Below are 16,637 nucleotides of genomic sequence, written 5' to 3'. Positions count from 1 at the left end.
CTGGTATGCAGGCCTGCGCCGCCAACTGGCGAAGCCCTATGGAATGTTCATAGCCCCCCTCATCATTCCGCTCTGGCTGGGCTGGCTGCTCATCAACGCATTTCCGAACAGCGTCGAGGCCTTCATCCAGTACAACGTGCCGTACACGCAGTTCCCCAAGGAAATCGATAAGTTGTGCGGCTTTGACGAGAAGCGCAGACCGGTGATCCRCGTGAACGGGGAGCGCATTGATTCGTGAGCACAGGGTCACTGTTCGATGAACGACTGCGAACTCCGCCGCAGCGTGGACGACGCATGGCGGTCAGCTCGTTCCGCCGCTCGTTCAATAGGTCTTTGCCTAACGGGGCGCCCTCGGTAAGTTGATAGCGGAACGCTGAAGGGGAAGAAATTGATGGGGCGAGTCGTACACGTCTTTCCGATTTACTTGCCGGTTCGTTTGCCGGTTCGTTTGCCGGTTTAATCCAGCCTCAGACGCCCACCGACGCCCCCTTCACCACCCGATGCACGAACTGCAATTTCCCCACCACTTCCGCCGGCAGCACAAACGGGTAAAAGTCCCGCTGGCCCATGCTGCGTGACAGCTCATTCAACACCCCCGTCAACGCCACCCATGCGTTGACCAGGTCCAGGAAGTCCTGCCCTTCGGGGTCTTGCGGGTCGTAGAGCGCGGCGGTGGTGAAGGGTTCGTAGGCTTGTTCTACTGCTGTGCGGGTGACGCCGAAGCTGATGGCGGTGTCCAGGGTGTCCATCATGTGCAGGTAGTGCGCCCAGGTTTCGGCCCAGTCTTCCCAGGGGTGGCACGACGCGTAGGTGCTGATGAAGTGCAGCGCCCAGTCGGCGGGCGGGCCTTGTTCGTAGTTGCGTTGCAGGGCTTGGGCGTAGTCGGCTTGTTCGTCGCCGAAGACTTGGCGGAAGGGTTCCAGCCAGGGGCCGCCCGCGATGAGCTGGTCCCAGTAGTAGTGGCCGATTTCGTGGCGGAAATGGCCGACCAGCGTGCGGTAGGGTTCGCGCATGTCTTCGCGCACTTTGACCCGGTAGGCGTCGTCGGCTTCAAGAATGTTGATGGTGATGAGACCCTGCGCGTGGCCGGTCAATAGCGGTGCGCCGTCGGCGGTGGGCGCCAGCAGATCGAAGGCCAGGCCGCCGTCGTCCGGTTCGACGGAACGGCGGATCGGCAGGCCCAGCGTCATCAGCTGCGCAACCATCTGGCGCTTGGCCACTTCCACTTTGAACCACAGCGGGCCATTCTCTGGCACGGACAGGTCTGGGATGGTGCGGTTCAGGTTGCACGCCATGCATAGCGCATCGGGCGAGTTTGCGGGCAGCAGCCAGTTGCACAAGGCGGGTGAGCTGAAGTTGCCGCAGCGTTTGTAAGTTTTGCCGCGCGCCCTGCCCGATTCGCGCCAGGTGCCCGCCGTGGTGCCTTCGTCCAGCGCCAGCACGTGGCCGCGCTTGGGGTCAAAACCCAGTTGCCGATGGCAATTCAGGCATTCGGTATTGCTGAAAAAAATAGGTTGCCCGCAGACGCATTGAAAGGCCTTCGCGCGCGCATGCCGCACGCGCTGGCGTTTCGGGGCGCGCAGTTGGCGGTTGATCGCGTCGAAGAAATAGCTCATGCATCGTTCCCTGTCGGAAATTCGTCGATGGGCGCGACGGYCACGCGCACATCCAGTTCATGGCCGCCGCCGCGGATCACGCCGCGCAAGGGGGTGACGTCGCCGTAGTCGCGGCCATAGGCCAGGATGACATGCGCCGTGCCTGGCACCACGTTGTTGGTGGGGTCCAGATCGACCCAGCCGCCATTGACCTCGACGCCTGCGCAGTGCACCGACACCCACGCGTGCGACGCGTCCGCCCCAATCAAGCGCGGCTTGCCGGGCGGCGGCTGCGACATCAGATACCCGCTGACGTAGCGCGCCGGCAAGCCAATGGCGCGCAGGCAGCCGATCATCACATGCGCGAAATCCTGGCACACGCCGACCTTTTCCTGGAAGGCTTGCAGGATGGGCGTGGACACTTGCGTGTGCGCGGGCTGATAGGTGAAGTCGGTGTGAATGCGGTGCATCAGGTCGATCGCGGCCGCCGCCACCGGCCGCCCCGGTGTGAATGACAGCAAGGCGTATGCCCGAAGCTCGGCGTGCAGCGGCACATAGGTCGACGGGAACGTGAACTCCACTTCCGGTGCGAATGGCAGGGCCGGGTCGTAACGCAAACGTTGCACTGCCGCTTCCCACGTCAGGCCGGTTGCCGAGTCCAAGGCGATAAAGCGCGGGTGGACGGTGACGCGGCTGGTGGCGCGCACGGTCAAGGCCTCGTGCGGGGCATAGAGGGCGAAGGTGCAGCGCGTGTTGCCGAAGCCGTCGATGGATTCAGCGATGGCTGCGGGCGCGGGCGTGACGGTCAGCGCGTAGGCCTCCACCCGCTGGCAGGCGTCGTTCAACGGACGCAGATAGCCCAGATGGTGCGCCAGCTCCACGGGCGCGTCGTAGCGGTAGGCGGTGACGTGGTCCACGCCCAGCGTCAGCCCGGATGCGGGTTCCAGGGGGGCAGCGGAAACAGAGCTCAGGTTCATGACGACGATGGCCCCCCGTCTAGGCCGACAGCGTCTGGTCGTAACCGGCCGCGTGGCTGAAATAGCGGCGGCTGATTTCATTGGACAGGTTGCTGGCCGCGCCATCCAGTTGTTCCGACAGCGCCAGCACGCCCGCGTACAAGCCCTGCGTCTGCTCGCACAGCGTGGCCAGCGTCACGCCAGCGCCGTGCGCCGGCAACAAGGCCAACAAGTCGGACGCAGGCCCCGCCACCGTGTCGGGCAAGCGCGCCACTTCCTTCTTCAACACGTTCAACACACACGCCAGCGAGCGCGGGTTGGCGGGTTCCTGCACCAGCAGGTTCAGCAGCGCCGGCACTTCCTGGCGGCCGGGATAGTAGGCGCGATAGGTGATCTTGCTGTCGAACAGATCCAGCAGAATGTTGAAACCGCTGTCGCCCAGCACCGCGTTACGGCGAAACAGTTCGCCCAGGAGGCTGGCCATGGCGGACAGGCGTTCAATCTGGCGGCCGATGGTCAACAGCCGCCAGCCGTCGTCGCGCGTCATGCGGTCGGTTTGCGAACCGGTGATGGCCGACAACTGCATGCCCAGATTCTTCAGGGCGCGCAGCACGTCCGGTGCGGAGGCCGGCGCGTCTGACACCGTATCGTCGTCGCGGCCCTTGGCCTGGTTGGTGGCCATGCGCAAAAACCATTCATGCGCGGTTACCACCAGCCGCCAATGGTCGGGCGACAAGCGGTCACGTATCTGGCCGGCGGCAAACGCCAGCGCGCCCAGGTTGCGGGCGACCCCGCCCTGCGCTTCGGCGCCCGCCAGCTCAGCGACCAGCGTGGATTCGAACATGCGTACCGACAAGGTCTGCGCGGGCGGCACGAGGCCGCTGCGCTGGCACAGCGCGGCAACCGCAGCGAACAGTTCGCCCGCGTTGTCTTCGTCGCTGTTCAACCACGTCAACGCCACCGTCGCCAGGCGCACATCGTTCTCGGCGCGTTCGGTGTAGCGTCCCATCCAGAACAGATTTTCAGCGGCGCGGCTGGACACCGGGCGGTGGGCCGGCACGATGTCTTCCGGGCGCAACTGCGCGGGCAGCATCGAAAACGTATCGACTGCCCCGCGCGTGGTGACCCAGGTATCCATGCTGCTGCCGCCGCGCTGCATGGACACAATCTGCTGTTCACGGCTGGCGATGCGGGTCAGCCCGCCGGGCAAGACGGTCCACCCGCCCTCGCCGTCTGCGATGACGAATACGCGCAGCATGGCGGCGCGCGGCACGATGTGGCCGGCCGCCCAACTGGGCGCCTGCGACAGCGGCAGGTATTCCTGGATGGTGTAGGCGTCGGGGTTGTCGGCAATGCGCGCCAGCAGCGCGTCGCGCTCGGACGGCGGCACCGCCCCCCCGATCACCGGCTCGAATCCGCCACGCGTATTGCTGGGGTACGTGGACTTGACCACCGCGCCCGCCAGATTCGCCAGCGCCTGATCGCGCGCCGCGGCCTCGCCGCACCACCACGATGGCAGCGACGGCAGCAACAGGTCTTCCTCCAGCAAGCGGCGGCTGATGGCGGGCAGGAAACCGTTGATGGCGGGCGACTCCAGAAAGCTCGTGCCCAGCGAATTCGCCACCAGCACGTTGCCCGCCCGCATCACTTGCAGCAAGCCCGGCACGCCCAGCGTGGAGTCCGAGCGCAGTTCCAGCGGATCACAGAAATCGTCGTCCAGCCGGCGTAGCACCGCATGCACGCGTTCCAGCCCGTGCAGCGTTTTCAGGTAAAGCACCTTGTCGCGCACGACCAGGTCGCCGCCTTCGACCAGCGTCACGCCCAGATAGCGGGCCAGATAGGTCTGTTCGAAATAGGTTTCGTTGTATGGCCCGGGCGTCAGCAGCACGATGCGCGGCGGCGTCTGCGCCGAGCGTCCGCCGGGGCTGAGCTTGTACAGCATGTCCATCAGCCGGCGATAGCTGGTGGCCAGATGCTGCACCCGCAATTCCTTGAACGCCTCGGGGAACATGCCCGAAATCGTCAGCCGGTTTTCCAGCAAGTAGCCCAGGCCGGACGGCGCTTGCGTGCGCTGCGACACCACCCACCAGCCGCCATCGCTGGCGCGCGCCAGGTCAAAGGCCGCAATGTGCAGAAAGGTGTCGCCCGGTGGCGCGTAACCCCGCAGCGGCCGCAGGTAGCCGGGGTGGCCCAGCACCAGCGCGGGCGGAATCAGCTTGTCGGCCAGCAGCGTTTGCGGGCCGTAGACGTCGCCCAGCAGGCGATTCAAAAGGCTGGCGCGCTGGCACAGCCCCGCTTCAATGGCGGCCCAGTCCGTGTCGTTGATGACAAAAGGCAGCAGGTCCAGCGACCAGGGCCGCGCCGAGCCACTGGCGTCGGCGTAGATGTTGTAGGTGATGCCGTTTTCGCGGATCTGCCGCGCCACGACATCGACGCGCCGGTCCAGGTCGGCGAAGCCGCTGGTGCCCAGCAATTCAAAAAAACGGGGCCAGGGTTCGCGCAGTCGCGTGGCCCCGGACGCGTCGGCCGTGTCGCGCAGCTCGTCATAGTGCCCGGCGCGTGCGGGCAACGCCGCATGAACCGCCAGGGATGCGACATCCTGCGACGGGTCCGTCTGAAAAAGAAATTGCGGCATAGCAGCTTTATCGGCGGCGGGACCGCCGGGGTTCAACATCTGGTAGGGCTCAATCGTGCCTTAAATCCAGCGAGAACGGAAATTCCCGGCTGACCTCGGCGGGCGCAACATCCATGCGCCCCGGCGTATGCCCGATCTTTTCAAAGCGGGCCAGGCGACGGCTCTCGGCCTCGTAGGAATTGACCGGGAACGACTCCGGGTTCAGCCCGCCCGGGTGCGCGACGTGATATTTGCAGCCTCCTAAAGAACGGAGGTTCCAGGTATCCACAATGTCTACCGTCAGCGGCACATGCACGCCGATAGTGGGATGCAGCGCCGACGGCGGCGACCAGGCCTTGTAACGCACGCCCGCCACGTACTCACCGACGCGCCCGGTAGGCTGCAAAGGCAGCGCCCGGCCGTTGACCGTCACAACATAGCGGTTGTCGTTCAAGCCGGATACCCGTATTTCCACCCGCTCAAGCGACGAATCCACATACCGCACCGTGCCCGCGGACGAGCCCTCTTCGCCCATCACATGCCACGGCTCCAGCGCGCCGCGTAGCTCCAGATGAATGCCGCGCGCGGCCACATCGCCAAACAAGGGGAAGCGGAACTCGAAATGCGGCGCGAACCAGGCGGCGTCAAAGCCGTAGCCGGCCTCGTTCAAGTCCGCCAGCACGTCCTCGAAATCCATCTTTACAAAGGTCGGCAACAGGAAGCGGTCGTGCAGTTCCGTCCCCCAGCGCGTCAGCCTTGCGGTGTAAGGCGTCTTCCAGAAATGCGCAATCAGCCCACGCAGCAGCAGCTGCTGCGCCAGACTCATGCGCGCATGCGGCGGCATTTCAAACGCGCGCAGTTCCAAGAGGCCCAGCCGCCCCGTGGCGCTGTCGGGCGAATAGAGTTTGTCGATGCAGAATTCCGAACGATGCGTGTTGCCGGTAACGTCGACCAGAATATTGCGCAGCGCCCGGTCGATCATCCAGGGCGGCACGTCAGCGCCTTGTTCGGCGCAACGGCGGTGTATTTCCTGAAACGCCAGCTCCAGCTCGTACACCTGATCGTTGCGCGCTTCGTCGATACGCGGCGCCTGGCTGGTCGGCCCGATGAACAGCCCCGAGAACAGATACGACAAAGACGGATGGTTGACCCAGTACGCCAGCAGGCTCGCCAGCACGTCGGGGCGGCGCAGGAACGGGCTGTCGGCCGTCGTGGCCCCGCCCAGCACAAAGTGGTTGCCGCCGCCCGTGCCGGTGTGGCGGCCATCGGCCATGAATTTCTCGGTGGACAGCCGGGTTTCAAAAGCGGCTTCGTAAAGGAATTCGGTATGGTCGACGAGTTCGGCCCAGTTGCTGGCCGGGTGGATGTTGACCTCGATGACGCCCGGGTCGGGCGTCACCTGCAACACCTTCAGGCGCGGGTCGCGCGGCGGCGGATAGCCTTCCATGACGATGCGGGTGTTCAAGTCGCGCGCCGTGGCCTCAACCTGCGCCACCAGCGCCAGATAATCTTCCAGGCGCGGCAGCGGCGGCATGAAGACGTACAGCACGCCCTTGCGCGCTTCCACGCACATGGCCGTGCGCGTCAGGCCGGCGGCGGATTCGAATCGCGCGGGTGCGGCAGCGTCTGACTGGCCTGCTGCCGCCGTTGCGCCAGCAGCCCCAGGTACTCCCCCGGCCCCCACTCCCCCCGCCCCTTTGCCATTCACCTCCCGACGCCCCGACGCCCGCGCATGCTGCGTCAGCAGCTGCGCCGGCCCGGGCAAGGATCGGCGCGCGTCATAGGGGTCGCGGTCCACGGCCACGGGGGCATCGGCCTCATCCACCCAGGGCAACGAATCTAGCGGCAGCCGGTATCCCATGGGCGAATCGCCGGGGAACAGATACATGCGTTCGTCGCGCAGGAACCACGGGCCGGACACCCACGGCCCGCCCTCGCCCGCCTGGATCGGCAAGGCGTACCCCACCACGCTGTCCAGCTTCTGCTCGAACACGCGGCGCAGSCGSRYGCGYTCCATCTCGTCGTCCAGACGCGCGTCGAAGGGGTCCACATTGACGGGCAGCCGGCGCTCGCGCCACAAGTAGTAGAAGACGTCTTCATAGCCCGGCACAACGTAGCGATCTTCCACGCCCAGCCGCTCGCACAGCTTCGTCATGAAACGCCGCGCATCGGCGACGGTATAGGCGCTGCGTTGGCGCTCGTCGGCGAACAGCGCCGGGTCAGCCCAGCAAGCCTGGCCGTCTGCCCGCCAGTAGATCGACAGCGCCCAGCGCGGCAATTGTTCGCCCGGATACCACTTGCCCTGCCCGAAATGCAGAAAGCCGTTGCCGCCGTAGCGCGTGCGCAGCCGGTTCAACAGTTCCACGGCATAGCCACGTTTGGTGGGCCCCAGCGCCGCGGTGTTCCACTCGGCGCCTTCGCGGTCGGACACCGACACGAAGGTCGGTTCACCGCCCATCGTCAGGCGCACATCCATGTGGTCCAGATGGTCGTCGATCTTGTCGCCCAGGTCGCGGATGGCATGCCATTGCTCGTCGGTGTAGGGCTTGGTGACGCGCGGCGATTCGAACACGCGCGTGACTGACATGGTGTGCGTGAATTCGACCTCGGCTTCGTCCACCGCGCCCGTCACGGGTGCGGCGCTGCCGGGTTCGGGGGTGGCCGCCAGCGGAATATGGCCTTCGCCCGCCAACAGGCCGGACGTCGGGTCCAGCCCGATCCATCCAGCGCCCGGCAGATAGACCTCGCACCACGCATGCAGGTCGGTGAAGTCAGTCTGCGCGCCGCTGGGGCCGTCCAGCGCCCGCACATCCGGCTTCAACTGAATCAGGTAGCCGGACACAAAGCGCGCCGCCAAGCCCAGATGCCGCAGCGCCTGCACCAGCAGCCATCCCGAATCACGGCACGATCCGGCGTTGCGCGTGAGCGTTTCCTCGGGCGTCTGCACGCCCGGCTCCATGCGGATCAAGTAATTGATTTCTTTATGGATCTGCTGGTTCAAGCCCACCAGAAAATCCACCGTGCGCTGCGGCCTCACATCCACGCGCGACAGGAATTCCGTAAAGCGCGGCGTGGCCTTGTCGCAAACGCGGTACGGCGCCAGCTCGCGCGCCAGGCCTTCATCGTAGGTAAACGGAAATTCCTCGGCGTCCGGCTCCAGGAAGAAGTCGAACGGGTTGTACACGGCCATTTCGGCGACGAGGTCTACCGTGATCTTGAATTCACGTGTCTTGGTCGGGAAATTCAGCCGCGCCAGATAGTTGGCGAACGGGTCCTGCTGCCAGTTGATGAAATGGTCGGCCGGCTCCACCGTCAGCGAGTACGACAGGATCGGAGTACGGCTATGCGGGGCGGGTCTCAGCCGAAGCACCTGCGCCGACAGGCTGACCAAACGGTCGTATTTGTATTGCGTGACGTGCTTGAGTGCTACGTGGATGGTCACTGCCTTCTCCGGGTCAACTGGGCGAGTCAGTGGCTGGTTTGTACCTGCACCGACACATTCATGGACAGCGCGGCCGCCGCCCCATGCAACCAGCGCACGGGCGAAGCCGATTCATAGTCGCGCGCCACGGCCAGGCGGCAATGGCCGTCCGACGCGAAGCAGGAATGGCTGACATCCACGCTGACCCAGCCGTGACGGGCCAGCCAGACGTCGGCCCAGCCATGGCTGGCGGCGTCATCGCCCGCCATGTGCCAATAGCCGCTGACAAAACGGGCCGGTGTGCCGAAGGCGCGCACGCAGGCCAGTAAAAGATGGGCATGGTCCTGGCTGCCGCCGCGGCCCGCCCCCAGCACCTGCGCCGCCGACAGCGGCACATCGTTCACGCCCGGCGTGTAGGCCACGCGTTCGCGAATGGCGGCGCTCAAGCGCAGCACGTCTTCGGGCGTATGCACCCCGCGCGGCACCACGTGGCGGCAAAATTCGCGGATGCTGTCGTCACATTGGGTCAGCCCGGTGGGCACGCCATAGATGTAGACCGGCAGGCGTTCGTCTTCGTCGCCCACATGGCCTTGGGCCAGCGGGTGGATGTCGACTTGCCCAACGGCATGGATTTCAATTTCGCTATGGGTGCGGTGCAACGTCAGCGTGTGCGTCACGTTGCCATAGGCGTCGACCTGCGCCTGGATTTCGCCCGGCGTCTGGATCTGCCAGCGCAGCGCGTGTTGATGGTCGTCGCGGCGCGGCGTCAGGCGCAGCGTCTGGATGCTGTAGTTCACCGGGGCGGCATAGCGGTAGCGAGTCACGTGCTTGATGAGATGCTTCATGAAAGTCTCCACACTGCAAGGTCACGCTGACAACGTCGGGCCCGTCCGCCCCCTGACCCGGCAGGCACGACGATCGATAGTAGCAATAGCTCGTTAAAAAAATAAGCAACTTGCATGCCAAGTTTTCCGGCCCCCGCGTTGTCGACAATTCAAGGGGAAACCCGAGGGGCGCCAACCCCTTCCCGCCCCTCGGCGCACCCTGCTGCGGCGCGGTGCGCACCAAGGCGGTGCGGGGGTTGCCCGCTTTCGGACGCAACCCCGGCGTGAATCGGAACGCGCGCCGCCCGCACAAAGAAAAAGCGCCCTTGCGGGCGCTTTGGAAGTCCGGGGCCGTCAGCCCCAAGTGGAGTTTTTACAGCCGATTGCAAAATTGTTCCGCAAGCGACTGGCCATTTCCCATCACGGGGCCAGCTTGGCCAGCTTGCCGGCGCGGGCTTCCTCGACCGCGGCGGCCGCATCGTGCGGCAACAACAAGCGGGCTTGCACCAGGTCGTCGCTGGCCCGGCGCACGGCGTCCACATAGGCCGCATCCGTCGGATAGCGTTCCTCGATGGACAGGCGCGGGTCGTTGCGGGCCACGCGATCGGCACGGGTCAGCGCGAACGGCACGGCGCTGCCCATCTGCGTGCACAGGCCCTCGGCGTTGTTGCTCTTGGGGTTCCAGCCCACGTACGTGCCACGCGGGGCGGCAATCTGCGGCAGGCGCACGCCGTCCACGGCATTGCCGTCGGCGTCCACCTTCGGCAGGTACAGCGGGTATTCGCCTTCCACCAGCGGCAGGCGCGAGCCGTCCACGATCAGGCGGGATTCCACATAGGCGGCGTGGTACGGCAGGCCCGGAATGGCCGGGTACAGGCCCTTGGCGTCCACCAGCGTGTGGCGGGCGCGCGTCGGGTAACGGCTGGCGGGCGGCGGCGTGCCTTGGCCCACCCACGCGTCCAGCGCATTGAGCAACGCGCGCGTGACGGGCTGCGGGTCAATCGGGCTGGTGGGCAGCGCGCACGTGGCCATGGCTTTGGACACGGGGCTGGGAAAATGCTGCGAGCCCACCACCATGTACGCCCGCACTTCAGGCGGCAAGGGCAGATCGCGACCCCGCGCGTCCGTCACCAGCTGGCTCGCGTGCGAGGCCCAGAATTCGTACTCGGAATCCAGCTGCATGATGCGCGGGCACGTGTTCGTGGCGCGGCATTGCTGCAAGAGGCCGTCGCGCTTGCCCGTCAGCGGGTCGGTGCTGGTGGCGTACGCAAACGGGAATTGGTCCACGGGGTACAGATCATCCGCATGCGGGCCGGGGTTGCGTGACAGCTGCGCAAAGCGCGTGTTGGCGAACGTGCGCCGCGCGCCCGGAATCTGCGCCAGCATGCCGTCAAACACGCGCTTGCCTTGCAGATCCTGGTTGAAGCCCTGGTACAGATAGTCGCGCAGGAAACGGCCCGACTGCGAAATGCCCATGCCCAGCACCTGCTTGACCTGGCCGCCATGCTGCGCGGCCAGCGGGTTGCTGGCCACGTCGGCGCGCGCCAGGAAGGCGGTCACGTCGCGCATGGCGGCAAAGCCCATGCCCATCACGCCGGGGTCGCGCGCGGTGTAGGTGAATTCGTAGATGGCGTCGGCCGGCATGTCGGCCGGACGCGAGATCTCGATGGTGTTGTCGTCAATGAAGCGATACGACAAGCCTGCGGGATACTGGCGCGCATCCAAACGCTGCGCACGCACTGACAGGCGCGCGCCCGTTTGCTTGGCCGCAGGGTAGCTCAGCGTGACGCGTTCGGCCGCGCCCGCCTTTTTGAAAATCCATTCGTCGCGCACCGGCCCGGTCACGTTCGGCACCACCGGCACGTCCAGGCGCATGCCCTCGCCCACTGGCACGTCGCCCTGCCAGCCCACCCACGCCAGCGTGTAGCCTTGCGACAGCAGGAAGCCATTACCCGCGTCTTCGGCCTTTTCCAGGCGGCTGCTGTTGGGAATGCCGCCGCCATCAACGACGGTGCCGATCAGTTTGCGGCCACGATTGGGCGCTTCGACAATCAGCGTGCCGTTCGGTTTGGCGGGCCGCAAGATCACGACATCGGCGCGCGCCGTGACGCGGCCTTGCGCATCGCGCGGCGCCAGCGCCAGGTCGGTGATGCCCGCGTTGCGCGGGTCGGCCGGGTCCAGGCTGATGGTGGCCACGCCCGTCAGCTTTTCAGCCACACCGCGCTCACCGAACACGCGGCCTTCCAGTGCGGGGGCTTGGCGCGCCTGCACGTCAAACTCGGTGACTTCGGCCTGGGCGCACGTGGCGCCCAGCAACAAGACCGGGCTCAACACACGAGCAAGGGCTAGGGTTTGACGCGGCACGCGACGGCTTTGACGATTTGCCATGCAACTTCCTGTTTTCAATTCAAAGACAAACACTTAGGCGCTCAGCGCGAGACGGCGCGCGGCCGGTTGCGCGAACGACGGCTCGCGGTCGGCGCGCCCAGCGGAATCCCCGCCCAGCTTGAACGCCGAGACCGATGCATACAAACCGCCCACCTGGCTTTCCATGGACGCCGCCACCGCCGCCACCTGCTCGACCAGCGCCGCGTTCTGTTGCGTCATCTGGTCCATCTGCGCCACCGCCACGCTGACCTGTTCGATGCCCGAGGTCTGCTCGCGCGAGGCCACGGTAATCTCGCCCACAATGTGCGTCACGCGCTGCACCGCCTGCACGATTTCGGCCATGGTCTGGCCGGCCTGGTTCACCAGGTTGGCGCCCGTGCTGACCTTGTCGACGGAATCGTCGATCAGGTCCTTGATCTCTTTGGCGGCCTGCGCGCTGCGCTGCGCCAGGTTGCGCACTTCGGTCGCCACCACGGCAAAGCCCTTGCCGTGCTCGCCGGCACGCGCCGCTTCCACGGCCGCGTTCAGCGCCAGGATGTTGGTCTGGAACGCAATGCTGTCGATCAGCCCGATGATTTCTGCGATGCGGCGCGAGCTATCGGTAATGCCGTCCATCGTGGTCACGACCTTGCCCACCACTTCCCCGCCGCGCGCGGCGATGCCAGACGCCGCCTGCGCCAATTGCACGGCCTGCTCGGCGCTGCCGGCGTTCTGGCGCACGGTGGCGGTCAGCTCTTCCATGCTGGCTGCGGTTTCTTCCAGTGACGCCGCCTGCTCTTCAGTGCGCGAAGACAAATCCAGATTGCCCGCGGACATTTCGCGTGCCGCGCCGTTCAGGCTTTCCGCGCCCGCACGGATGCCGCCGATGACTTGCGCCAGGTTCTCCTGCATCTTGGCCATGGCGCTGATCATGCTGCGCGTATCGTTGTGGTCCACGTCCACCGCGTGGCTCAAGTCGCCCGACGCGATACGGCCGGCGATGCCCGCCGCGTAGGTCGGGTCACCGCCCAGGCTGCGCGATACGCTGCGCGTGATCATGAACATCACGCCCGTCACCACCGCGCCGATCAGGCCCAAAATGGCCAGCGCCTTGAGCAGGTTGTTGTAGAACGCGGTCTGGATATCGTCCACCAGCACGCCGGACACCACCACCCAATCCCACGGCTGGTAGTACGAAATGAAGCTGATTTTGGGCGCGCGGTCATCTGCGTTGCCCGCCTTGGAGGCCTCATATTCCACGAAGCCCTTGCCCTTGGCGCGCGCCAGGTCCGCCATCGTCTTGTAATACGCATGGCCTTGAGTGTCCTTGCGGTCGCCCACGTTCTGGCCGACGATCGATGCGCCAAACGGATGCATCAGCAGCACCGGCTGCGTGTCCACCACGAACACGAAGTTGTTGTTGTCAAAGCGCAGTTGCCGCAATTGGTCCAGCGCCTGGCGCTTGCCGTCTGCCGCGCTCAGCTTGCCTTCGGACACCGTCTTGGCATAAGACGCCACCACGCTCTGCGCCACTTCCACAATGCGCTCGAGCCCGTCGCGGCGCTCTTTCATCATGATGTCCCGCGCGTTCAAGGCCGACCATCCGCCCAGCGCCAACAAACCGATCCACATCAACAACATGGCCAACCGCAGCTTGGCCTTCAAACTCAACGCATTCATGGTGCACCCTTGCAAGAATGCAGGCCCGTTCCCGACACAGGCCCGCCAGCGGACAAGTATGGTTCGCTCACGCCCTTTCCTATTGCCCGGAAACGGGGCCATGTTCACGTGTAATTACAAGTAATTCGCACTTCAGAATGGTCGAACGCTGCCGTAGCGCGGGCGCGCGAAGCGTGAAAGAAAAATGAAAGACGCGAAATAAATGTTTCGCAGGCGTGCGCAATCACAATCTTCAAAGAGGCGGACAAATGTTCAATACGCCGCCGGGCCGCGCGGGCACATTGCCGGTGTTTCCTCACCCCGGCACCACAGGAGTTACTGATGCCTATCACCGCCACCGCCACGCCCGGCGCCAAGCTGCTTTCGCCCAAAGACCACACGCTCATCATGATCGACTTCCAGTCGCAGATGGCGTTCGCCACCCACTCCATCGACGCCGTCACGCTGCGCAACAACGCCGCGCTGGTCGCCTCGGCCGCTGCCGGTTTTGGCGCGTCCACCATCCTGACGACCGTTGCTGAAAAGAGCTTCTCGGGCCCGATGTTCGACGAAGTCGTCGCGCCCTTTCCCGGCCAGGCGTTGCTGGACCGCACGTCCATGAACACCTGGGAAGACGCCGCCGTCATCAAGCAGGTCAATGAAATCGGCAAGAAGCGCATTGTGCTGGCCGGCCTGTGGACCAGCGTCTGCATCGTGGGCCCGGCCTTGTCGGCGCTGGACCAGGGTTTCGAGGTCTATGTCATTACCGACGCCTGCGGCGACGTGTCGRCCGAAGCGCACAACCGCGCCATCGAGCGTATCGTGCAAGCAGGCGGCCAGCCGATCACGGCATTGCAATACCTGCTGGAAATGCAGCGYGACTGGGCSCGYACCGAKACSTACGACATGACYACCGGCATCGCCAAGAAGTTCGGCGGCGCTTATGGCCTGGGCATCCTCTACGCCAAGTCCATGTTCAACGCCCACGAAGGCTGATCGGAGCACGCTGATGAAGGTCTACCTGGTTTCACTGGGGCTCGGCCTGCTGGTCGGGGTCATTTACGCGCTGTTCAACGTGCGCTCACCCGCGCCTCCGGTGATTGCCTTGGTAGGCCTGCTTGGCATCCTGGCGGGGGAACAGATTCCCCCGCTGGTCAAACGCCTGCTGTCCGACGAGCCCACGCGCACGTCGTGGATACACCAGCAGGTCAAGCCGCACATGTTCGGCGAACTGCCCAGCTGCCCCAAAACACCCGCCCCGCCCCCCTCCAACATCTGTGAAGACAAGCGCAATGGCTGACACTCTGGACCCCGCGCGCCACGGCGCCCCCGACCTGATCCTGCATCAAGGCCGCTTCACGACCCTGGACCCCGCCCGCCCCACCGCGGACGCCGTCGCCATCAAAGATGGCCGCTTCACACGCGTGGGCGCCTCCGCCGACGTGCTGCCGCTGGCCGGCCCCGCCACGAAGGTGATCAGTCTGAACGGGCGCGGCGTGCTGCCGGGCCTGATCGACAACCACCTGCACATCATCCGCGGCGGCCTGAACTACAACATGGAACTGCGCTGGGACGGCGTGACGAGCCTGGCCGACGCCATGGCCATGCTGCGCCGCCAGGTCGCCATTACCCCCGCCCCGCAGTGGGTGCGCGTGGTGGGCGGCTTCACCGAACACCAGTTCGCTGAAAAGCGCCTGCCCACCATCGAAGAGCTGAACGCCGTGGCGCCGGATACGCCCGTGTTCATCCTGCACCTGTATGACCGCGCACTGCTGAACGCCGCCGCGCTGCGCGCCGTGGGCTACGACAAGACCACGCCCGCCCCGCCGGGTGGCGAAATCGTGCGCGACAACGCCGGCAACCCCACCGGGCTGCTGCTGGCCAAACCGAACGCGTCCATTCTGTACGCCACGCTGGCCAAAGGCCCCAAGCTGCCGTTTGACTACCAGGTGAATTCCACGCGCCATTTCATGCGCGACCTGAACCGTCTGGGCGTCACCGGCGCCATCGACGCGGGCGGCGGTTTTCAGAATTACCCTGAGGACTATCAGGTGATCCAGCAGCTGGCCGACGCCGGCCAGTTGACGATCCGCCTGGCCTACAACCTGTTCACGCAAAAGCCCAAGCAGGAAAAGGAAGACTTCCTGAACTGGACGGCCACGTCACAGTACAAGCAAGGCACCGACTACTTCCGCCACAACGGCGCGGGCGAAATGCTGGTGTTCTCGGCGGCCGACTTTGAAGACTTCCGCCAGCCGCGCCCCGAAATGGGCCCCGAAATGGAAGGCGAGCTGGAAGAAGTCGTGCGCATCCTGGCGCAAAACCGCTGGCCCTGGCGCCTGCACGCCACCTATGACGAGACCATCTCGCGCGCGCTCGACGTCTTCGAACGCGTCAATAAAGACGTTCCGCTGGAAGGGCTGAACTGGTTCTTCGACCACGCCGAAACGATTTCCGAACGCTCGATTGACCGCATCGCCGCGTTGGGCGGCGGCGTGGCCGTGCAGCATCGCATGGCGTATCAAGGCGAGTACTTCGTTGAACGCTATGGCGCGGGCGCGGCCGAAGCCACGCCGCCTGTCAAACGCATGCTGGAAAAAGGCGTGAACGTATCCGCCGGCACCGATGCCACGCGCGTGGCGTCGTACAACCCGTGGGTGTCCTTGTCGTGGCTGATCACCGGCAAGACCGTCGGCGGCCTGCGCCTGACGCCGCAACGCAACTGCCTGGACCGCGACGCGGCGCTGCGCATGTGGACCGAAAACGTCACCTGGTTCTCAAACGAGCAAGGCAAGAAGGGCCGCATCGCCGAAGGCCAATTGGCGGACCTGGTGGTGCCCGACCGCGACTTCTTCGCCTGCCCGGAATCCGACATCGCCGATACCTCCAGCCTGTTGACGATGGTGGGCGGCAAGGTGGTGTGGGGCGCTGGCGAATTCGCCGGGCATGACGAAGCCGCCCCGCCCCCCGCCATGCCGGACTGGTCGCCGACGCGTCTGTTCGGCGGCTACGGCGCCTGGGGCGACAGCGAAGGCAAGCCGCTGCAAGCCACCTTGCGCGAAGCGGCCGCCGCTTGCGCCTGCGCCAACGACTGCAACGTCCACGGCCACCAGCACGCGGGCGCCTGGGCCAGCAAGCTGCCCGTCTCTGACCTGAAAGGGTTCTGGGGCGCGCTGGGCTGCGCCTGCTGGGCGGTATGAC

11 protein-coding genes are annotated in these 16,637 nt (G+C 65.5%); 4 read left to right on the top strand and 7 right to left on the bottom strand.

Annotation, left to right across the window (positions count from 1 at the left end):
• A partial coding sequence (locus AC1DSJ_RS28685; RefSeq protein ID WP_476760442.1) for a hypothetical protein occupies positions 1–238 on the top strand: 238 nt, incomplete at its 5' end.
• A gap of 229 nt (positions 239–467) precedes the next feature.
• On the opposite strand, the gene AC1DSJ_RS28680 is transcribed toward AC1DSJ_RS28685, so the two are convergent.
• From AC1DSJ_RS28680 to AC1DSJ_RS28650, 7 genes are all read right to left on the bottom strand, one after another.
• Positions 468–1,616 (bottom strand): zinc-binding metallopeptidase family protein, encoded by a 1,149-nt coding sequence (locus AC1DSJ_RS28680; protein ID WP_441372446.1) that lies wholly within the window; start codon positions 1,614–1,616, stop codon positions 468–470.
• Complete coding sequence (locus AC1DSJ_RS28675; protein WP_476760441.1) at positions 1,613–2,572, bottom strand: transglutaminase family protein; 960 nt, start codon at positions 2,570–2,572, stop codon at positions 1,613–1,615. The genes AC1DSJ_RS28680 and AC1DSJ_RS28675 overlap by 4 nt, the downstream gene beginning before the upstream one ends.
• A 19-nt stretch (positions 2,573–2,591) precedes the next feature.
• A complete protein-coding gene (locus AC1DSJ_RS28670; RefSeq protein WP_441372444.1) occupies positions 2,592–5,186 on the bottom strand; it encodes a circularly permuted type 2 ATP-grasp protein in 2,595 nt (864 codons plus the stop codon).
• Between the two features lie 49 nt (positions 5,187–5,235).
• The gene (locus AC1DSJ_RS28665; protein WP_476760440.1) at positions 5,236–8,607 is read right to left on the bottom strand and encodes a transglutaminase family protein; all 3,372 of its coding nucleotides are present in this window, start codon (positions 8,605–8,607) and stop codon (positions 5,236–5,238) included.
• A 26-nt stretch (positions 8,608–8,633) separates the two neighbouring features.
• Positions 8,634–9,431 (bottom strand): transglutaminase family protein, encoded by a 798-nt coding sequence (locus AC1DSJ_RS28660; RefSeq protein ID WP_441372442.1) that lies wholly within the window; start codon positions 9,429–9,431, stop codon positions 8,634–8,636.
• Positions 9,432–9,830: 399 nt separating this feature from the next.
• Positions 9,831–11,798, bottom strand: a complete 1,968-nt coding sequence (locus tag AC1DSJ_RS28655; RefSeq protein ID WP_441372441.1) for an alpha/beta hydrolase domain-containing protein — start codon at positions 11,796–11,798, stop codon at positions 9,831–9,833.
• A 33-nt stretch (positions 11,799–11,831) separates the two neighbouring features.
• Positions 11,832–13,457 carry a methyl-accepting chemotaxis protein gene (locus AC1DSJ_RS28650; protein ID WP_054426840.1) on the bottom strand — a complete coding sequence of 542 codons (1,626 nt, stop codon included), beginning with the start codon at positions 13,455–13,457 and terminating at the stop codon, positions 11,832–11,834.
• 321 nt (positions 13,458–13,778) lie between these two features.
• Here AC1DSJ_RS28650 and AC1DSJ_RS28645 point away from each other — a divergent pair, with 321 nt between their 5' ends.
• From AC1DSJ_RS28645 to AC1DSJ_RS28635, 3 genes are read left to right on the top strand one after another with little or no spacing between them, the layout of a single operon-like run.
• Complete coding sequence (locus AC1DSJ_RS28645) at positions 13,779–14,432, top strand: isochorismatase family protein (RefSeq protein WP_476760439.1); 654 nt, start codon at positions 13,779–13,781, stop codon at positions 14,430–14,432.
• A 13-nt stretch (positions 14,433–14,445) separates the two neighbouring features.
• Positions 14,446–14,736 carry a XapX domain-containing protein gene (locus tag AC1DSJ_RS28640; RefSeq protein WP_054426842.1) on the top strand — a complete coding sequence of 97 codons (291 nt, stop codon included), beginning with the start codon at positions 14,446–14,448 and terminating at the stop codon, positions 14,734–14,736.
• Entirely contained in the window at positions 14,729–16,636 is a 1,908-nt protein-coding gene (locus tag AC1DSJ_RS28635; protein WP_175168687.1) for an amidohydrolase, read from the top strand. The genes AC1DSJ_RS28640 and AC1DSJ_RS28635 overlap by 8 nt, the downstream gene beginning before the upstream one ends.
• Position 16,637 lies beyond the last annotated feature (1 nt).

It is taken from the genome of Achromobacter sp. 01N37 (assembly GCF_056399725.1).
Note: the sequence above shows the minus strand (reverse complement) of the source record. Positions and strands in the feature narration are given on the sequence as shown.

Excerpts from the sequence above, each read along its gene's own strand:
- AC1DSJ_RS28640 (WP_054426842.1), top strand. The coding sequence starts at position 14,446 with ATGAAGGTCTACCTGGTTTCACTGGGGCTCGGCCTGCTGGTCGGGGTC.
- AC1DSJ_RS28650 (WP_054426840.1), bottom strand. The coding sequence starts at position 13,457 with ATGAATGCGTTGAGTTTGAAGGCCAAGCTGCGGTTGGCCATGTTGTTG.
- AC1DSJ_RS28670 (WP_441372444.1), bottom strand. The coding sequence starts at position 5,186 with ATGCCGCAATTTCTTTTTCAGACGGACCCGTCGCAGGATGTCGCATCC.
- AC1DSJ_RS28680 (WP_441372446.1), bottom strand. The coding sequence starts at position 1,616 with ATGAGCTATTTCTTCGACGCGATCAACCGCCAACTGCGCGCCCCGAAA.
- AC1DSJ_RS28655 (WP_441372441.1), bottom strand. The coding sequence starts at position 11,798 with ATGGCAAATCGTCAAAGCCGTCGCGTGCCGCGTCAAACCCTAGCCCTT.
- AC1DSJ_RS28635 (WP_175168687.1), top strand. The coding sequence starts at position 14,729 with ATGGCTGACACTCTGGACCCCGCGCGCCACGGCGCCCCCGACCTGATC.
- AC1DSJ_RS28660 (WP_441372442.1), bottom strand. The coding sequence starts at position 9,431 with ATGAAGCATCTCATCAAGCACGTGACTCGCTACCGCTATGCCGCCCCG.